At 42.8% G+C, this 14,605-nt stretch carries 10 protein-coding genes; 6 read left to right on the top strand and 4 right to left on the bottom strand.

All coding sequences use genetic code 11. The features are described from left to right. Positions 1-42 precede the first annotated feature (42 nt). From DEV76_RS05550 to corA, 3 genes are all read left to right on the top strand, one after another. Positions 43-468 (top strand): hypothetical protein, encoded by a 426-nt coding sequence (locus tag DEV76_RS05550; protein ID WP_109695946.1) that lies wholly within the window; start codon positions 43-45, stop codon positions 466-468. Beyond that, positions 465-665 (top strand): helix-turn-helix transcriptional regulator, encoded by a 201-nt coding sequence (locus DEV76_RS05545; protein ID WP_109695944.1) that lies wholly within the window; start codon positions 465-467, stop codon positions 663-665. The genes DEV76_RS05550 and DEV76_RS05545 overlap by 4 nt, the downstream gene beginning before the upstream one ends. A gap of 182 nt (positions 666-847) precedes the next feature. Then, positions 848-1,876 (top strand): magnesium/cobalt transporter CorA, encoded by a 1,029-nt coding sequence (gene corA, locus DEV76_RS05540; RefSeq protein WP_232826884.1) that lies wholly within the window; start codon positions 848-850, stop codon positions 1,874-1,876. A gap of 1 nt (position 1,877) precedes the next feature. On the opposite strand, the gene DEV76_RS05535 is transcribed toward corA, so the two are convergent. Both DEV76_RS05535 and DEV76_RS05530 read right to left on the bottom strand, forming a co-directional pair. Beyond that, complete coding sequence (locus tag DEV76_RS05535) at positions 1,878-2,381, bottom strand: DUF2480 family protein (protein WP_109695940.1); 504 nt, start codon at positions 2,379-2,381, stop codon at positions 1,878-1,880. A gap of 104 nt (positions 2,382-2,485) precedes the next feature. Beyond that, entirely contained in the window at positions 2,486-4,600 is a 2,115-nt protein-coding gene (locus DEV76_RS05530) for a peptidylprolyl isomerase (RefSeq protein WP_109695938.1), read from the bottom strand. 798 nt (positions 4,601-5,398) lie between these two features. On the opposite strand from DEV76_RS05530, the gene nadA reads away from it, so the two are divergent. Next, on the top strand, positions 5,399-6,373 hold the full coding sequence (gene nadA / locus DEV76_RS05525) for a quinolinate synthase NadA (protein ID WP_232826883.1): 975 nt from the start codon (positions 5,399-5,401) through the stop codon (positions 6,371-6,373). A gap of 183 nt (positions 6,374-6,556) precedes the next feature. Here the strand turns inward: nadA and DEV76_RS25870 are convergent, their stop codons facing one another. After that, entirely contained in the window at positions 6,557-7,042 is a 486-nt protein-coding gene (locus DEV76_RS25870) for a hypothetical protein (RefSeq protein ID WP_157962730.1), read from the bottom strand. A gap of 1,313 nt (positions 7,043-8,355) precedes the next feature. Then, positions 8,356-8,586 carry a FeoA family protein gene (locus DEV76_RS05515; protein ID WP_109695934.1) on the bottom strand — a complete coding sequence of 77 codons (231 nt, stop codon included), beginning with the start codon at positions 8,584-8,586 and terminating at the stop codon, positions 8,356-8,358. Positions 8,587-8,718: 132 nt separating this feature from the next. Here DEV76_RS05515 and ybeY point away from each other — a divergent pair, with 132 nt between their 5' ends. Together ybeY and mnmG are read left to right on the top strand one after the other, a co-directional pair. Further along, a complete protein-coding gene (gene ybeY / locus DEV76_RS05510) occupies positions 8,719-9,150 on the top strand; it encodes an rRNA maturation RNase YbeY (protein ID WP_109695932.1) in 432 nt (143 codons plus the stop codon). A 3,401-nt stretch (positions 9,151-12,551) separates the two neighbouring features. After that, complete coding sequence (gene mnmG, locus DEV76_RS05500) at positions 12,552-14,420, top strand: tRNA uridine-5-carboxymethylaminomethyl(34) synthesis enzyme MnmG (RefSeq protein WP_109695928.1); 1,869 nt, start codon at positions 12,552-12,554, stop codon at positions 14,418-14,420. Positions 14,421-14,605: the final 185 nt, after the last annotated feature.

The raw sequence follows: 14,605 nt of genomic DNA, 5'->3' as shown, positions 1-14,605 counted from the left end.
ATGTAAATAATACTTAACTTGGTATCATAAAATCGCTATTGCATGAAACCTAAGTATCTCTTACCGCACTATTTCAAAAAAATTGGCTGGTGGATCATGATTCCGGCCTTATTCGTAGGTCTTCCTTTTTACACGCCTTTAGATGAAGGTTCATTTCCCCTGGCAGGCTGGATACGGGACTTTTTCGGGGAGTCGCTGCAAGAATTCACAATGTTCCTCTTACTTGGCGCATTACTGCTCATATCTTACAGCCGTGAAAAAGATGAAGATGAATACATCAGCAGGCTTCGGCTGGAATCACTGCAGATTGCCGTCATTACAAATTATATCCTGCTTTTGATTGCATCCCTGATCTGGCATTGGCTCGATTTCCTGGCAGTAATGATGTACAACATGTTCACCATCCTGATCATTTTCATCATCCGGTTCCATTATCTTCTTTATCGTCAAAAAAAGGCTGCTGCATGAAAAATTTAATTAAGGTAGAGCGGGCGCGAAAAAATCTCACACAGGATGAGCTTGCCCGCCTGACGGGTGTTTCGCGGCAAACCATCAATACCATCGAATCCAATAAGTATGTTCCTTCCACCATTCTGGCCCTGAAAATTGCCAAAGTATTTGAGAAGCCGGTCGAAGAGATTTTTCTCCTGACCGACGAAGATTGATTTTAGTTTATCAGCTTTCTTTCCTTTCCCGGCCGCCGTTGTGTCACTCACTTCGGCGGCTGTTCTTTTTTCATCTTTTTCAAAAATTGTACATTAGCATAAATTCCTCCGGTATGCCCAAAAATCCGATACAGCCGATAGCGGACGCCATCAACCCCTTTAAAGTCCGTAAAAAAAGGTTGATGAATTTTAATCCCGTTACGGCAGTTACTTCCCGCAAACCGGTGGATCATGTCCGCATCACCATATACGAATACGATAGCGGATATTTTCATGAAGAAACTACCGACCACGTGGCCGACTGTTTCCGCTTCGCCGAAACAGACACTAAAAAATGGATCAATGTAGACGGAGTTCGCCGCGAAGAAGTGGAGGCCATCTGCCGGCATTTCAATATCCACTTCCTGCTCATGGAAGATATCATGAGCGAAGGCCAGCGCGCAAAGATGGACGAGATTGGTAATAATCTTTTCTGTCTTTTACCCATGTGCTATTTCAAACAGGAAAGTTCCTCTGTGGAGTTGGAACAGGTAAGCCTGGTGCTTGGCAAAAATGTGGTTATCTCTTTCCAGGACGATCCCAACCATGATGTCTTTAACCCCATCCGTGAACGCCTCCGTACAACCGGAACCAAGCTCCGCCTTGCGGGCTCCGATTACCTGCTGTATGCATTGCTCGATATCATCGTGGATAATTACTTTCTGGTAATGGATCATCTGGGCGACCGGATCGAACTGATGGAAGATATCATTCCGCGCCAGCCTAATAACAGAACGCTGGCTCGCGTCAATTATCTTCGCCGCGAACTCATGGAATTCAAGCGCAGCATTACACCCGTCCGCGATGTTATGAGCGGGCTGATGAAATCAGAAAATGCACTGCTGGAGGAAAACACGGAAAAGTATTTCAAAGATGTGCAGGACCATATCATACAGGCAGTGGACCTTGCCGAAAGCTATCGCGATATCGTCATCAACTTGCAGGAGCTATACCATGCACAAATGAACCAAAAGCTCAATGAAGTGATGAAAGTGCTGACGGTGGTTACCACGCTCCTTGCTCCCATGACAGTGATCACGGGTATTTATGGTATGAACTTCGATCACATGCCGGAATTAAAAAACCCCAACGGCTATTTTGTAACCCTTGGGGCAATGATCCTTATTTTCCTTGCAATGATTGTATTCTTCAGAAAACGAGGATGGTTCTGAGTTATTTCTTTTTGTAAACCGGAACGGTGGAGCAAGGCTCTCCGTACATGAGGCTTTTTACTACAGGCCGCAGTTTCCGGGTTATTTCCACATATGCTCCTTCGGGCACAGCTTTGTCTGCACACCCTTTAATAATCACACGCTGATCGAGGTAAGCATTTGCGTCGATGGCTGCGAGTTTTTCCAGGAATATTGTATTACGCAAAGTGGTTTCATCTCCATACGCCACGCGTGATGCAACCGGCTCGAGGTAAGCCGCTGGTAACATATAAGCCCAAAATGGAATAATGGCATCGGCCGTGCAGGTAATAGTTACTGCTTTCCCACGGTATTGTTCCCAATCGTGCGCCAGCAATGCAGCCCGGTAATCCTTCTCTTTCAGGATCAGCTCCATGAACAGGTAATCCTTCAGGTCAAAAACGATGATTTCTTCCTGGGGGTAATATTGTTCGAGATCTATAGTGATAAGCGCACTTTGCGCTACTTTATTAACAATTTCGTCCATACTGCAAATTTACGGATTTTACGGGAAGCAGCCCTTCCCTCCGGGTGGGTACAAAAAAGGCCGGGCTTATTGCCCGGCCTTTTTACATATTGGATTTCTTAAAATCAGTTGTTGGAACGGAAGAATTCAGCGCGGTTATCTTTTACGTTGCTGTTTTTCTTCAATACGCTCTGGAACAGTTGCTGCTGAACCAGTTGTTGCATACCGCCTTCGAAGGCCTGGCGCTGCTGTGCGTAATCTACCGCAGGAGCGTCAGTATTGGTGTAGTTATTCACATGGATCACAAATACTCCTGCCTGACCCTGAATGGGAGCGGATGTTTTGTTTGTGCCCCATGCTTTGTTAAATGCTGCACCAATTACGCGGGGCTCAAAGTTGAGCGCAGGAGCGTAAGAGGAGGAGAAGTTAACACCTTCGGCAGTGAGTACCGGCTGATTGGTAGCTTTAGCTGCAGCGTCGAGGTTAGCAGGAGTTCCCAGCTTTGCCATAATCTGTTCTGCTTTTTTCTGCTTACGCACTTCTGCTTCTACTGCAGGACGCACTTCGTCGAGCGGAGCGGTTCCTTTTTCGCGGATGCTGGTGAGTACGGCAACTACAAAGCGGTCTTCCAGTGAAAACACGCGGCTCACATCATTTTTATTGGCGCTATATGCCCAGTTTACGATTTCGCGTGCAGAGCCAAGGCCAGGCAATACGAAATCCATCGGTTGGATGTTCTCAGCAATCCGTTTGTCAAGACCTTTCTGTTGGATGGTTTTGTCAAATTTATCGCGGGAAGTATTGGCAGATGCGAATTCGTTAGCAGCAGTAAGCATATCGTTGCTTGAAGAAGAGCTGGCGTCTACACGTTTGCCGAGGTATGCGATTTTCAGCGCGGGGCCGATGTTTTTCTGTTCAGTAATCTTCACCACTGCATAACCAATGGGGAGTTTTACTGTTTTCACTTCGCCGGAGGTCCCGTCAAACGCGAATTTCTTCACTTCGGCGAGTTCCTGGGGAACATCGGTGTGAGGGGCCAGGGTTACTTCACCACCATTTTGTTTGGCGCTGGGGTCCTGGCTGAAAGCGATGGCAAGAGCAGCGATATCGCCACCACCACGTACTACAGTAGCAATACTGTCTGCACGGTTTTTAGCGACAGAGTCTGCACCCTGTTGAGCGAAGATCAATACCTGACGCAGTTTCACGGTATCAGCCATGTTTTTGCGCTCCAGCATTTTTGCATATACCACCATGTTACCATCGATATAAGGACCGAAGGTTCCGCCGGTGGGCAGGTCGATGATGGAATCTTTGTTCGGCACATGGATAGCGCTGCGGGAAACAAAGCCGTCGTATTGATTATATTCAGAATTCAGTTTTACGAATTGAGCCACATCGGGAGTGGTATCCATTTCTGCCTTCAGCTTGTTGAGCTCGGTGAAAGCAGCAGCGGAGTCAGAAGGAGTAGGCAGTACGTCGAAAGAAACGTATTCGATCTTACGGCCTTCCGGAACTTCAAACAGGCCTTTGTTATCCTGGATGTATTTATTGAGTTCGGAATCTGTTACTTTAACTGTGCTGTCGGCGATAGTAACGTAAGGCACCTGTACATAACTGATGTTGGCATTTTTAGCAGCATCTTCCTGCTGTTGCTTAGCCAGCCATTTGGGATAGTAGATACCTTTATTAATTAAGGAGTAATATTTCACGTTGCGCTGGGTTTCCACGATTGCGCGGTCGAAATCCAGCAGCTGTGCGCGAACATTGGGATCCTGTTTTGCAGCCTGGTTAACCTGCTGAATCATTGCAGGGTCAAATTCACCGGTCTGAGGATTGGTGAATTGCTGACGTACCATGGGATGAGGATTCTTTGCGCTGAAAGCATCCTGCAATTCTGCATCGGTAACTACGATGCCAAGGGCAGCGTACTGCTCTTCCATGATATTTTCGCTAAGGAAACCATTCCAGGCTTGTTCACGGAAAATCTGTTGTGCTTCTTCATCGAAAGACTGGCCGGGGTACTGACGCTGCATTTGCTGCGTGGTCATTTCAATCCGGCGCTGGTAATCCGTATTACTCAGCTCAACTCCGTTCACCTTGCCTACTACATTAGACTGGCCGAACATGCTGCCTCTGCCAAAAAATACGTCCTGCAATAAAAAGCTCACAATGGCCAAACAGATCAATACGATGATCCATACAGCGTATTTGTCCCTGATTTTCTGAATAACTGACATATAATATATAGTCTGATTTTAAGAGGTAGCAAAAATAGAATAATTTAATTGTAACTGCAAAATAGCTTTTATTACCCCAAAAGCCAATACAGTAGAGGGTTTGAGAGGTTTAAGGAGGGGTGGTTTTTATCCTTCATTCACACATTATCCACATTTCATAAAGTTTTAATGCACAGGTATTGGTTGTTAAAGATCAGGTTTAGACGGCCGCCAGTGTACTGTTTCGGTAGATTTTTTTCGCGGAACGGGTGTTGCGGTTATCCACAAAATAAGGAATACATCTATATAATCCACAACAAATTGTGTATTAATCGGGGTCAAAAACTGAAATTATTAAAAAAACCGGGGGTGCAGATGATTTCAGAAAAAAGGGTCGCTTTTTCCACAACAGCTGTGTATAACCCTGTTGTTAAGGCTGTTTTTTGTGGGAAAAGCCACCACCCCGCGGAGGTAAAACTAAATTTGTTTTTCTGGCCGGATCCGGTCCGGAGATTTCCGATGTGTAAAACCCGGTTGTTTTAACACTTTCTTAATACTCGCCGTCCGAAAAAGTTGTTCAACAAAATGCTTGTCAACACTGTGGATAAAGCAGACCAAATTCAGCGTGGGCGCGGAATGCCGTTGTTAATTTCCTGTGAATAGTGCGCAAGAAAATAATAACAACTACATTTGTATCAAGGGGAAAAAACAAGTTTCCCCCAAATTCACACCCCTAATAGTAGTGGGCTTTTCTTCTTTTTTAAAAAGAAAAATTAATCTATAGCTATGTTTATGGAGTTAACGGAAGCAAAAAAAAATTTGCAGAAAAAGGGATTTCTGGATATGGAGGTGGACGTGCGCCTGGATCTCTTTGCTGAAATCGAACGCCTTAAAAAGGAAAAAAACGCCATCCTCCTCGCGCACTACTACCAGGAGCCGGATATCCAGGACGTGGCCGATTATATAGGCGACAGCCTGGGCCTCAGTCAGCAGGCCGCCAAAACTGATGCAGACATCATTGTTTTCGCTGGTGTACACTTTATGGCAGAAACCGCGAAAATCCTCAGTCCACAGAAAAAAGTGCTCCTCCCCGACCTTAAAGCCGGTTGCTCGCTGGCAGACAGTGCGCCGCCCGACCTCTTTGCCCGCTTTAAGGCACAGTACCCCGATCACCTGGTTATCTCCTATATCAACTGCTCAGCCGGCATTAAGGCACTCTCCGATATCATTTGCACCAGCTCCAATGCTGAAAAAATCATCGAGTCTGTGCCCAAAGACCAGCCCATCATTTTCGCTCCTGACCGTAACCTCGGCTCATACCTGATAAAGAAAACCGGGCGTGATATGGTTTTGTGGAACGGCGCCTGCATGGTGCATGAGATTTTTAGCCTGGAGAAAATCACTAAACTGAAGGTACGTCATCCTAAAGCCAAGATCATTGCCCACCCTGAATGTGAAGCGCCCATCCTGGCTATCGCTGATTTTGTGGGTTCTACGACCGGACTGCTGAAATTTACCCAGCGCGATGATGCGAAGGAATACATTGTGGTTACGGAAACGGGGATTCTGCACCAGATGCAGAAGGAGAACCCCAACAAGACGTTCATCCCTGCCCCACCAAACAATGCCTGTGCCTGCAACGATTGTCCTCATATGAAGCTTAATACCCTCGAGAAACTGTATCTGTGCATGGAGTATGAGCAGCCGGAAATCACAATGGACGAAACGCTGCGGATTGCTGCAAAGCGTCCGATCGACCGTATGCTGGAAATAAGTGCACAAGCCGGATTGTAAAGTGTTGGCTTAAAACTTTGTAAAACCGCTCATATTTGAGCGGTTTTTTTTATGCTTTTTACAGTTTAAGCTGTAAAAAGTGATGGTATATTAATGATTAACAATTTTATATACATTATGAACCCTGTACTGTAGGGGATTTGGCGAGTTATTTTTTGAATTGAGCTATTTTACCCCTGATTTTTACGCATTTAAGGGATACATTTTTCCACATGAATAACTATTGCTTTTGTCTGGTTTCCGGAACAGATATTTTTGCCGCATTCTGAAATTCTTTCCCTCATAGGTTTCAGGAATTTTTGATTGGGTTTGTGGATGTCTATCGCGAGGAGATCCGCTGACCGGTATTTTTTCTGAATGGTTTTTCGGAACGGGTAAGTCATGTCTTTTCTTAAAGTTTGGCTGACGGATGGATAGATCCGGCCAGTTGGTTTTACGAAGTGATATTCTTATCTGCCGATGAATTGTTTTGTGATTTTCTGAAATGATTTTCGGAGTGAGAAAAGTATGTCCAAAACTCAGGTGGAAGAAGTCATACATTCCAACGCCTCTGTTTGAGAATGGAACATCATTATCGCTGCGGGTTGTTTCTTTTTCTGAAAGCATTTTCGGACGGGGAGAATTGTGTTTTGTCGTTTCTGAGTTGAATGTATGAAGTGATAGATTCATTCACCACTTTTTTGGCGATTACATTCTTCACCTGTTTCATTTGTTTTTGGATTGTTTTTTTTCTGAAAGATTTTCGGACATGAAGTGTCATGCTGATTCATTAGGTATGATGGATGTGTGAAGTGATAGATTCGCTCTCCTGGATATTTAAGGATGCGCTGCATTGAATATTTGGAAGTTTTTGGAATTGTGTTTCTGAAAGATTTTTCGGATAGGGGAAGTTTTGTCTCAGCTGGTTTGAATTGGGGTGGATGTAGTGATAGATGCATTAACCAGGATTACGGCATGAGGTCATGCTTCTTCCATAAGAATTATTGTTTCAGTTTTCTGGAAGATTATCCGGAAGGAGAAAGTATGTGTAGTGATTTTTAATCGCTCCGTCTCCTCCTCCCCGATTGTTTTTTGGAAGTGGTTTTTTCTGAATGTTTTTCAGACTGGAGAGCTTATGTCCTTTCGGGATGTAATTGGTTTAGGAAGTGATAGATGAATAAACCATTAATCCATGTGAGGCAGTTCAATTATGCTGGTGAGCATTTGGAGATGTCTGGAGTGTAATTATTGAACAAGATGTAAGTCTATATATAATGGAGTGTTTTCTTAATGATGGAGGGATCATAGGAGAGCATCGCATTTATAGTTGTACAGCTTTTCATTGAATATACTTCAGCACGAATTTTTTCTGAATTGGATTCGGACTGGAGAAGGTATGTCTAATTGTGATTGTATGTTTTGGATGATGCGTAAACATGCATTGTTCATCATCTGCAAAATTTGATATGCCTTTTGCATGAATCAATTTCGGATGAATTACTCAGTAAATTTTATTGCTGCAGATACAGTTTGTTGATGTATATAATGGAGTGGAAATTATGATAGAGGGATCATAATAGAATTCTTCTTTCGCTTCGACTGTTCTGTTTCAATGAATTTATTTGAGATCATTTTTTTCTGAAGTATTTCGGAATGGGATTGCTATGTCTGCTTATACAGCTGTCTAAATTATTGAGTTGAGGGTTCAATAATTTGTGGTGTTATATAAAGCCAGGTAATTCTTTTACTGAGATGTTTCGCACATGATTTTTCTGAATGAAAATTCGGACTGGGATAGGTATGTCTGTATCTGAGTATTTAGCATTTGAAGCCATACATTTCATTTTGCATTTACACATGGATCATATCTAAATAGTCGAGATGATTGATTCAGGCGATTTTTTTCTGAAAGGGTATTTCAGACTGGGAAGTTCATGTCTGGAAATAGCATAAAAAAAGCCATCTCAGCGAGACGGCTTTTGGAATATTTTCAGTTTGGCTGGTTATAATGCAACCTCTTCAACCCAGATGTGATCTGCTTCAGTTTTGCGAAGGGATAAATTATATCCGGCAACAATGATAGAGATTGGATCTCCGAGGGGAGCTATTTTCTCTACTTTAACTGTTTCCCCCGGAATACATCCCATTTCCATGAGTTTTATATGAAGATCGCTTTTCTCAAATTCCCGGATTACTGCACTTTTACCAATTGTGAGGGAAGAAAGTTTAATCATAACTATTTGTTGAGCGAGTTTAAAACCAATCTGTGACTACCGTCCCAGCTATTACGGGGCAAAGGTACCGCTCAACGGCCATAATGCAAAAAAAGCAGTCGGGTCAAATGCTTTTTGGCATAATTTTACAAAATGGCAATCAATTTTACTGCACATGAGGTGAAGCTTCGCCTTAAGGAAAGGACCAGGTTAAAGGTATTTCTCAAAGATTTGTTTAAGAAGGAAGGTCAGGGGCTGGAAAGTCTACACTATGTATTTTGCTCCGACGAGTATCTGTTAACCCTCAATCAGGAGTTTCTACAGCACGATACATATACCGATATAGTAACTTTTGAACTATCGGATAACCCTGAGGTTACCGAGGGGGAGATTTATATTAGTATTGATAGAGTACAGGAGAATGCGAAGAAGTTCAATGTAACTGAGGATTACGAACTGCACCGGGTTATTTTCCATGGGGCATTGCACTTATGTGGTTATAAGGATAAGTCCAAGAAGGAAGAATTGCTGATGCGAAAGAAGGAGGAAGAGAACCTTAACGCATATTTTGGCGGTAATATTTAATGTTCCACGTGGAACATCAATGCATCATCTGTTAAGCTCCCTGATACCGGGAGCTTTTTTATTTGTTAGAGTCCTGATCTCTGGACGCTAATGGAACTTATAGCCTCATTCTGCCTTTCTGATATTGCAAGAGTTCATTCCCCTCCCCTTTTCAATCTCGTATCCTGAATTGTTTATTTCCCCAGTATTAGGTCATTGAGTATCTAACTGGTATAGTTGTCGCAACTGGTTATTCATATATATTCTTCGTTAGTTTGGTAAGAGGGCAATTGTTTCAGCCAGTTCGTTTAAAATAGAATGGCTTATGGTGCTTTTGCAATAGGTAAAAGTGGGTATCTATAGAAATGGGTAAAATTAGGGGTTTAGATTGCAGTATACATGGGAGTTTATGTGAGTTTACCTTTCACTTCCTGGAGTCTCTATGCCAGCCGGCTGTTGGATATATTCTATAGTTAACTGCAGTTTCTGATATTGGTGCTAGGTTTGATGTTTGTTAAAACCCGAGGTAAGGATTCTTAATAGCCCTTTTGGTTTATTCTGTCCCGTGTTATCGCTTTTAAGGCCTGTTATTACCTCCCACTTATTGATTTCAGTATCGGTTTCTGCCTTTAACTTATATCTATTGAGTTATACCCTTCATAATTCAATTGTTTACGTGCCTGATATTATGAGATTTAGGAGCAGAAGTAACTACCTATAACTATTGTATATGCATGCTACCGTGCATAATGAAATTTCTATGCTAAGGAGTTAGGAGGGTAACAGGTTTATAGGTTACTCAAAGCCTCTGGTAAAGTTTCTAAACACTATTTAGGATCTGAATCCAACCAAACGATCTTTTTTTAAGGGGTAAAGCATTTATTGAGAGATTAAATAGGTGCCATAACCACTATTCCGCTGGTTTTAATCCTGGATTCTTCCTGGATAGAAGATTTTATGAGGATTAGTAAGCTTGTATGGCCCGATCCCCTATTACAGGAGGATGGATTCAACTGAATATTGCTTAGTTCCTATTAATAGCCAGGTCAATATGTTGCTATGCTTCGACAGAGTCAGTTTGCTGTTGATCCACCTAGAAAAATGAGGGAATTCTTTTAGGTGAGCATGTTCCACGTGGAACATTAGGTTCCTTTATTGCTTTTAATCGGCTAAGTACTTTAAAGAGCTCTTGATGAGGCCAAAGAATAGCTTCTGCATTTAAGTTTTAGGGTATAACCACATGTTTTAGGATAGAGATCCATATGATTCAGGGTTTTCTGAGGGGCTACGAATGTTTTGTAATGCTAATCCGCTATGGGATGTGTCTATTAGGGAGTTTGAATGCTGTTGGGCTAGGTAAACATTGATAATCGGAGTATGGTAATGGATTGGCTGGGTTTTCTCTTTATAGATTGGTAGGGATAGGGCACTTTCATTGATGTTCCACGTGGAACATGGGGAATATACCAAGTTTCGAATGTTCCACGTGGAACAATAGGTAGATAGTAGTGTATTACCTATAGATAGAGTCTCAAGTTGAGCAGGACTACTAGAAATGAAATGGCATATTAAGTTACTTATTGATTAAGGCAGGCAGAATAGCCATATTCAGCCTGGTATACAGGGGGATTGGCGAATATATGGACATGAAATGGGTAATTGCCCCTCTTTGTGTGGATTTCATGTGTCCCTAAGCTTATTCGAGGAAGGAATATGCAGTTTATGGTATTGTAGTAGCTATTTATGTATGGAATTGATAGATCTGCCTTCCGGTATTATTGTATTCCGGGGCTTGGAATGTATTATGTCTGGGTCTAAGGCTAAGCCATCCTTAAATAATACTCTTGAGTAGTGCCATTTTATGCCTTAAGGTTAATGGGTAGGGAACCACGGGAAGGGACAGCAACCAGTTGAGAGTATTTACACTGATGAAATCTGCCTTTACATGCCTGGTATATAGGGTTTCATTGGGAATTCTTGGTGTAAGGGTATGGAAAAAGGCTCATTATAAGAGGATTACATGGCTTACTAGTCTATATGGTACAGGAATTAGGTGTAAAGGTGTTGATTGGTTTAGGGTTTAAGGCCCTTGGGCGAAATAGAGGCTCCTATCGATAGTTTATCAGACATAGATAGGTAGCCTGTAAGCATGAATAAAGTTTAATTGGTTCCGGTAGAGGTAGGTTACATGGTCTTAAGCTTCATCGATCTGTTGTATTGGGGTATAGTTAGAGCATAGAGTGCTGGAAAGAAGGTCTACCCCCCTCCTGTAACCATATTACTCAGGTATTGAAGGCTTGTCAATAATCTGGGGTCTAAGTAGTCCCTGGTTTATTCTCTTAGAAACAAGCCAGTGTTCCCAATTGGTTTTTATTGTCAGCAAGGGAGTTGTCAGGGGTGAGAAAATGAAAGGGGTTGATTTTACCTTGTGGTAACCAGTCTGCCCATTGGGTGTTTAGGTTAAGTTTAAAAGAATTTAGGTTAGTGTAGTAAGGCGCTTGCATTTGGGTGCTTTATAGATGTTTCCCCTGGGTGGGTCTTTTATGAACACAGTAATTCCGGAAGGGTATCCTCTACTCTGCACAATAAAGAGGATAATCATGGTTGAAAGGATACAATTCATACCATGGTTAAGTAAGCCCTATCTGGTGGGGAAGCTTGTACACTTTACTCTTGTAAACGGGTTTAAGGGGTTATCATACCAATTTATGTAGGCGCATTTATCTTACCAGAGAGGTTTTCTGTATCGTAAGTAGAAGATATGAACCAGAAGTAAGTATTTAAGACCTGAATAAGGATCCCTGGTATTCATTAGCGACCGGCTATTATCCTGGTTAGAGGTTCGTTATAATAGGAAAGGTATCTACAATGTTGAATTCCGATAAGAGTGAAGTGTTTTCTATTTAAGCAGGGATGTGCTGGTGAAGCTTTGGTGCCTTCTAACTATTAGGATTCAGGCTTCCGGGCAGGGAATACTTAAAAGGGAATAAGCAAAACAGACTGCAACTCTTCTGAAAAGGAAGCTTTTTAGCTTAAGCCAGCCAAATCCTTGTCCACTATTATGCTCTATTTCCTGGTCAAATGGTCCTGATGGGGAATTGATATAAAGTTATGCCACGAGCACCCCTCATTAATATACGGTACCAGGTAGGAATATATAGGATTCCCCCTGCTGAAATACTCCCATGAAAATAGACTGAAACAGATAGGTAAGTATCTGGAGGTACAGGTGTCTTTGAATTAGTCTGTAAGAAATAGATGCCATCCAGTATCGAAGTCACTCCTATTATATTACATACCTGCTATCAGCTCCATGCCTGCCTATAGGCTTATCCAATCTCCTTTATTGGCTCAGGTACTATTCAACTTCTCCCCTGTCCATCAATCTTTTGACTTAACTTTGCACTTTCCAAAATTCAGATATGTTCCCTGATTACGATGTTATTGTTGTTGGTGCAGGCCACGCCGGTTGTGAAGCCGCCGCTGCTGCTGCCAATATGGGATCCCGGGTACTGCTGGTTACTATGAACATGCAAACGATCGCCCAGATGAGTTGCAACCCTGCCATGGGAGGCATCGCCAAAGGCCAGATCGTTCGTGAGATTGATGCCCTGGGAGGTTATTCCGGCATCGTGACCGACCAGTCCATGATCCAGTTCCGGATGCTTAACAGAAGCAAAGGTCCCGCTATGTGGAGTCCACGCACGCAGAACGACCGTATGCTTTTTGCCGCAAAATGGAGAGAAGCGCTGGAGAATACTCCGAATGTGGACTTCTACCAGGATATGGTAAAGGGCCTCATCATTAAAAATGGAGAGTGTAAAGGTGTTATCACCGGATTAGGCCATGAGATTTCTGCCAAAGCCGTTGTACTTACAAACGGTACTTTCCTCAATGGAGTTATCCATATCGGCGATAAACAATTTGGTGGAGGCCGCGTAGCAGAGAAAGCTGCTACCGGAATTACAGAACAACTCGTATCTCTCGGTCTTGAAAGCGACCGGCTTAAAACAGGCACCCCTCCCAGAATTGATGGACGTTCACTCGACTATTCCAAAATGGAAGAACAAAAAGGCGACGATGAAATCGTTGGCTTTAGTTATATGGACGTAGAAAAGATCCGTCCGGATCAACAACGCTCCTGCTGGATCACCTATACTTCTGAACAGGTCCATGATATTTTGAAGACCGGCTTTGACCGCTCACCCATGTATCAGGGTCGCATCCAGGGAATCGGTCCGCGTTATTGTCCTTCGATTGAAGATAAAATCAATCGCTTTGCGGAACGTGAAAGGCATCAGTTGTTCGTAGAACCGGAAGGTTTTAATACAGTAGAGATTTATGTGAACGGATTTTCAACTTCTCTGCCTGAAGATGTACAGCTTAAAGCACTTCGTCTTGTAGCCGGATTTGAAAATGTTAGAATGTTCCGCCCGGGATATGCGATCGAGTATGATTACTTCCCGCCTACCCAATTACAATTTTCACTCGAAACGAAGCAGGTTCCTAACCTATTCTTTGCAGGTCAGATCAACGGAACTACCGGTTATGAAGAAGCCGCCTGCCAGGGATTGATGGCAGGCATAAATGCACACCTTAAAGTAACCGGCCAGGCGCCACTCGTATTGAAACGCAGTGAAGCATATATCGGAGTACTGATTGATGATCTTATCAACAAAGGAACCGATGAGCCTTACCGTATGTTTACCTCGCGTGCAGAGTTCCGTACATTACTCCGTCAGGATAATGCGGACTTACGGCTTACCGAACGTAGTCATGAAATTGGTTTAGCTAGCGATGAACGTATGGCGCGAACTAAGGAAAAACTGGAAGGTGTGGATAAGATCAAAGCGATTTTGAAAGACTTGCCACTCGAGCCAGAAGAAGCAAATGCATGGTTACAAGCCAGCGGATCGGCGCCACTTACACAGAAACAAAGAGCGCATCAAATTCTCCTTCGCCCTGGTATCGACATATTTTCTATGCAACAACATTTGCCTAAGGTGGCGAAAGCACTGGAAAATTTCTCGAAAGAAGTTTTAGAGCAGGTAGAAATTCAGGTGAAGTATGATGTGTATATCGAGAAAGAAAATGAGCTGGTAAAACGGATGAGCCAATTGGAGGATCTTATAATTCCGGAAACGTTTGATTATTCTAAATTGGTTTCACTTTCTAATGAAGCCCGTCAAAAGTTTACGCGCATCAAACCACGCACACTTGGACAGGCCAGCAGGATCAGCGGAGTGAATCCAAGCGATGTACAAATTCTCATGGTTTATATGGGCCGTTAAGAAAAAAGTAAAAACGAATAAAAATAAGCGCTCTTTCGGGAGCGCTTTTTTTATGTTCCACATGAAAAAATGGAGCGTTGATAGAAAATATTATAACTAATTGATTTTCAATAAATTAAAAACGTCCTCAAATTTCGAAGATCTCCTCATGACTGAGGTAGTTATATCAAAATAAGCTTCGTTTG

This window comes from Chitinophaga deserti (genome assembly GCF_003149455.1).
Lineage (GTDB): Bacteria > Bacteroidota > Bacteroidia > Chitinophagales > Chitinophagaceae > Chitinophaga > Chitinophaga deserti.
This window is presented reverse-complemented; position numbering and strand designations above follow the sequence as displayed.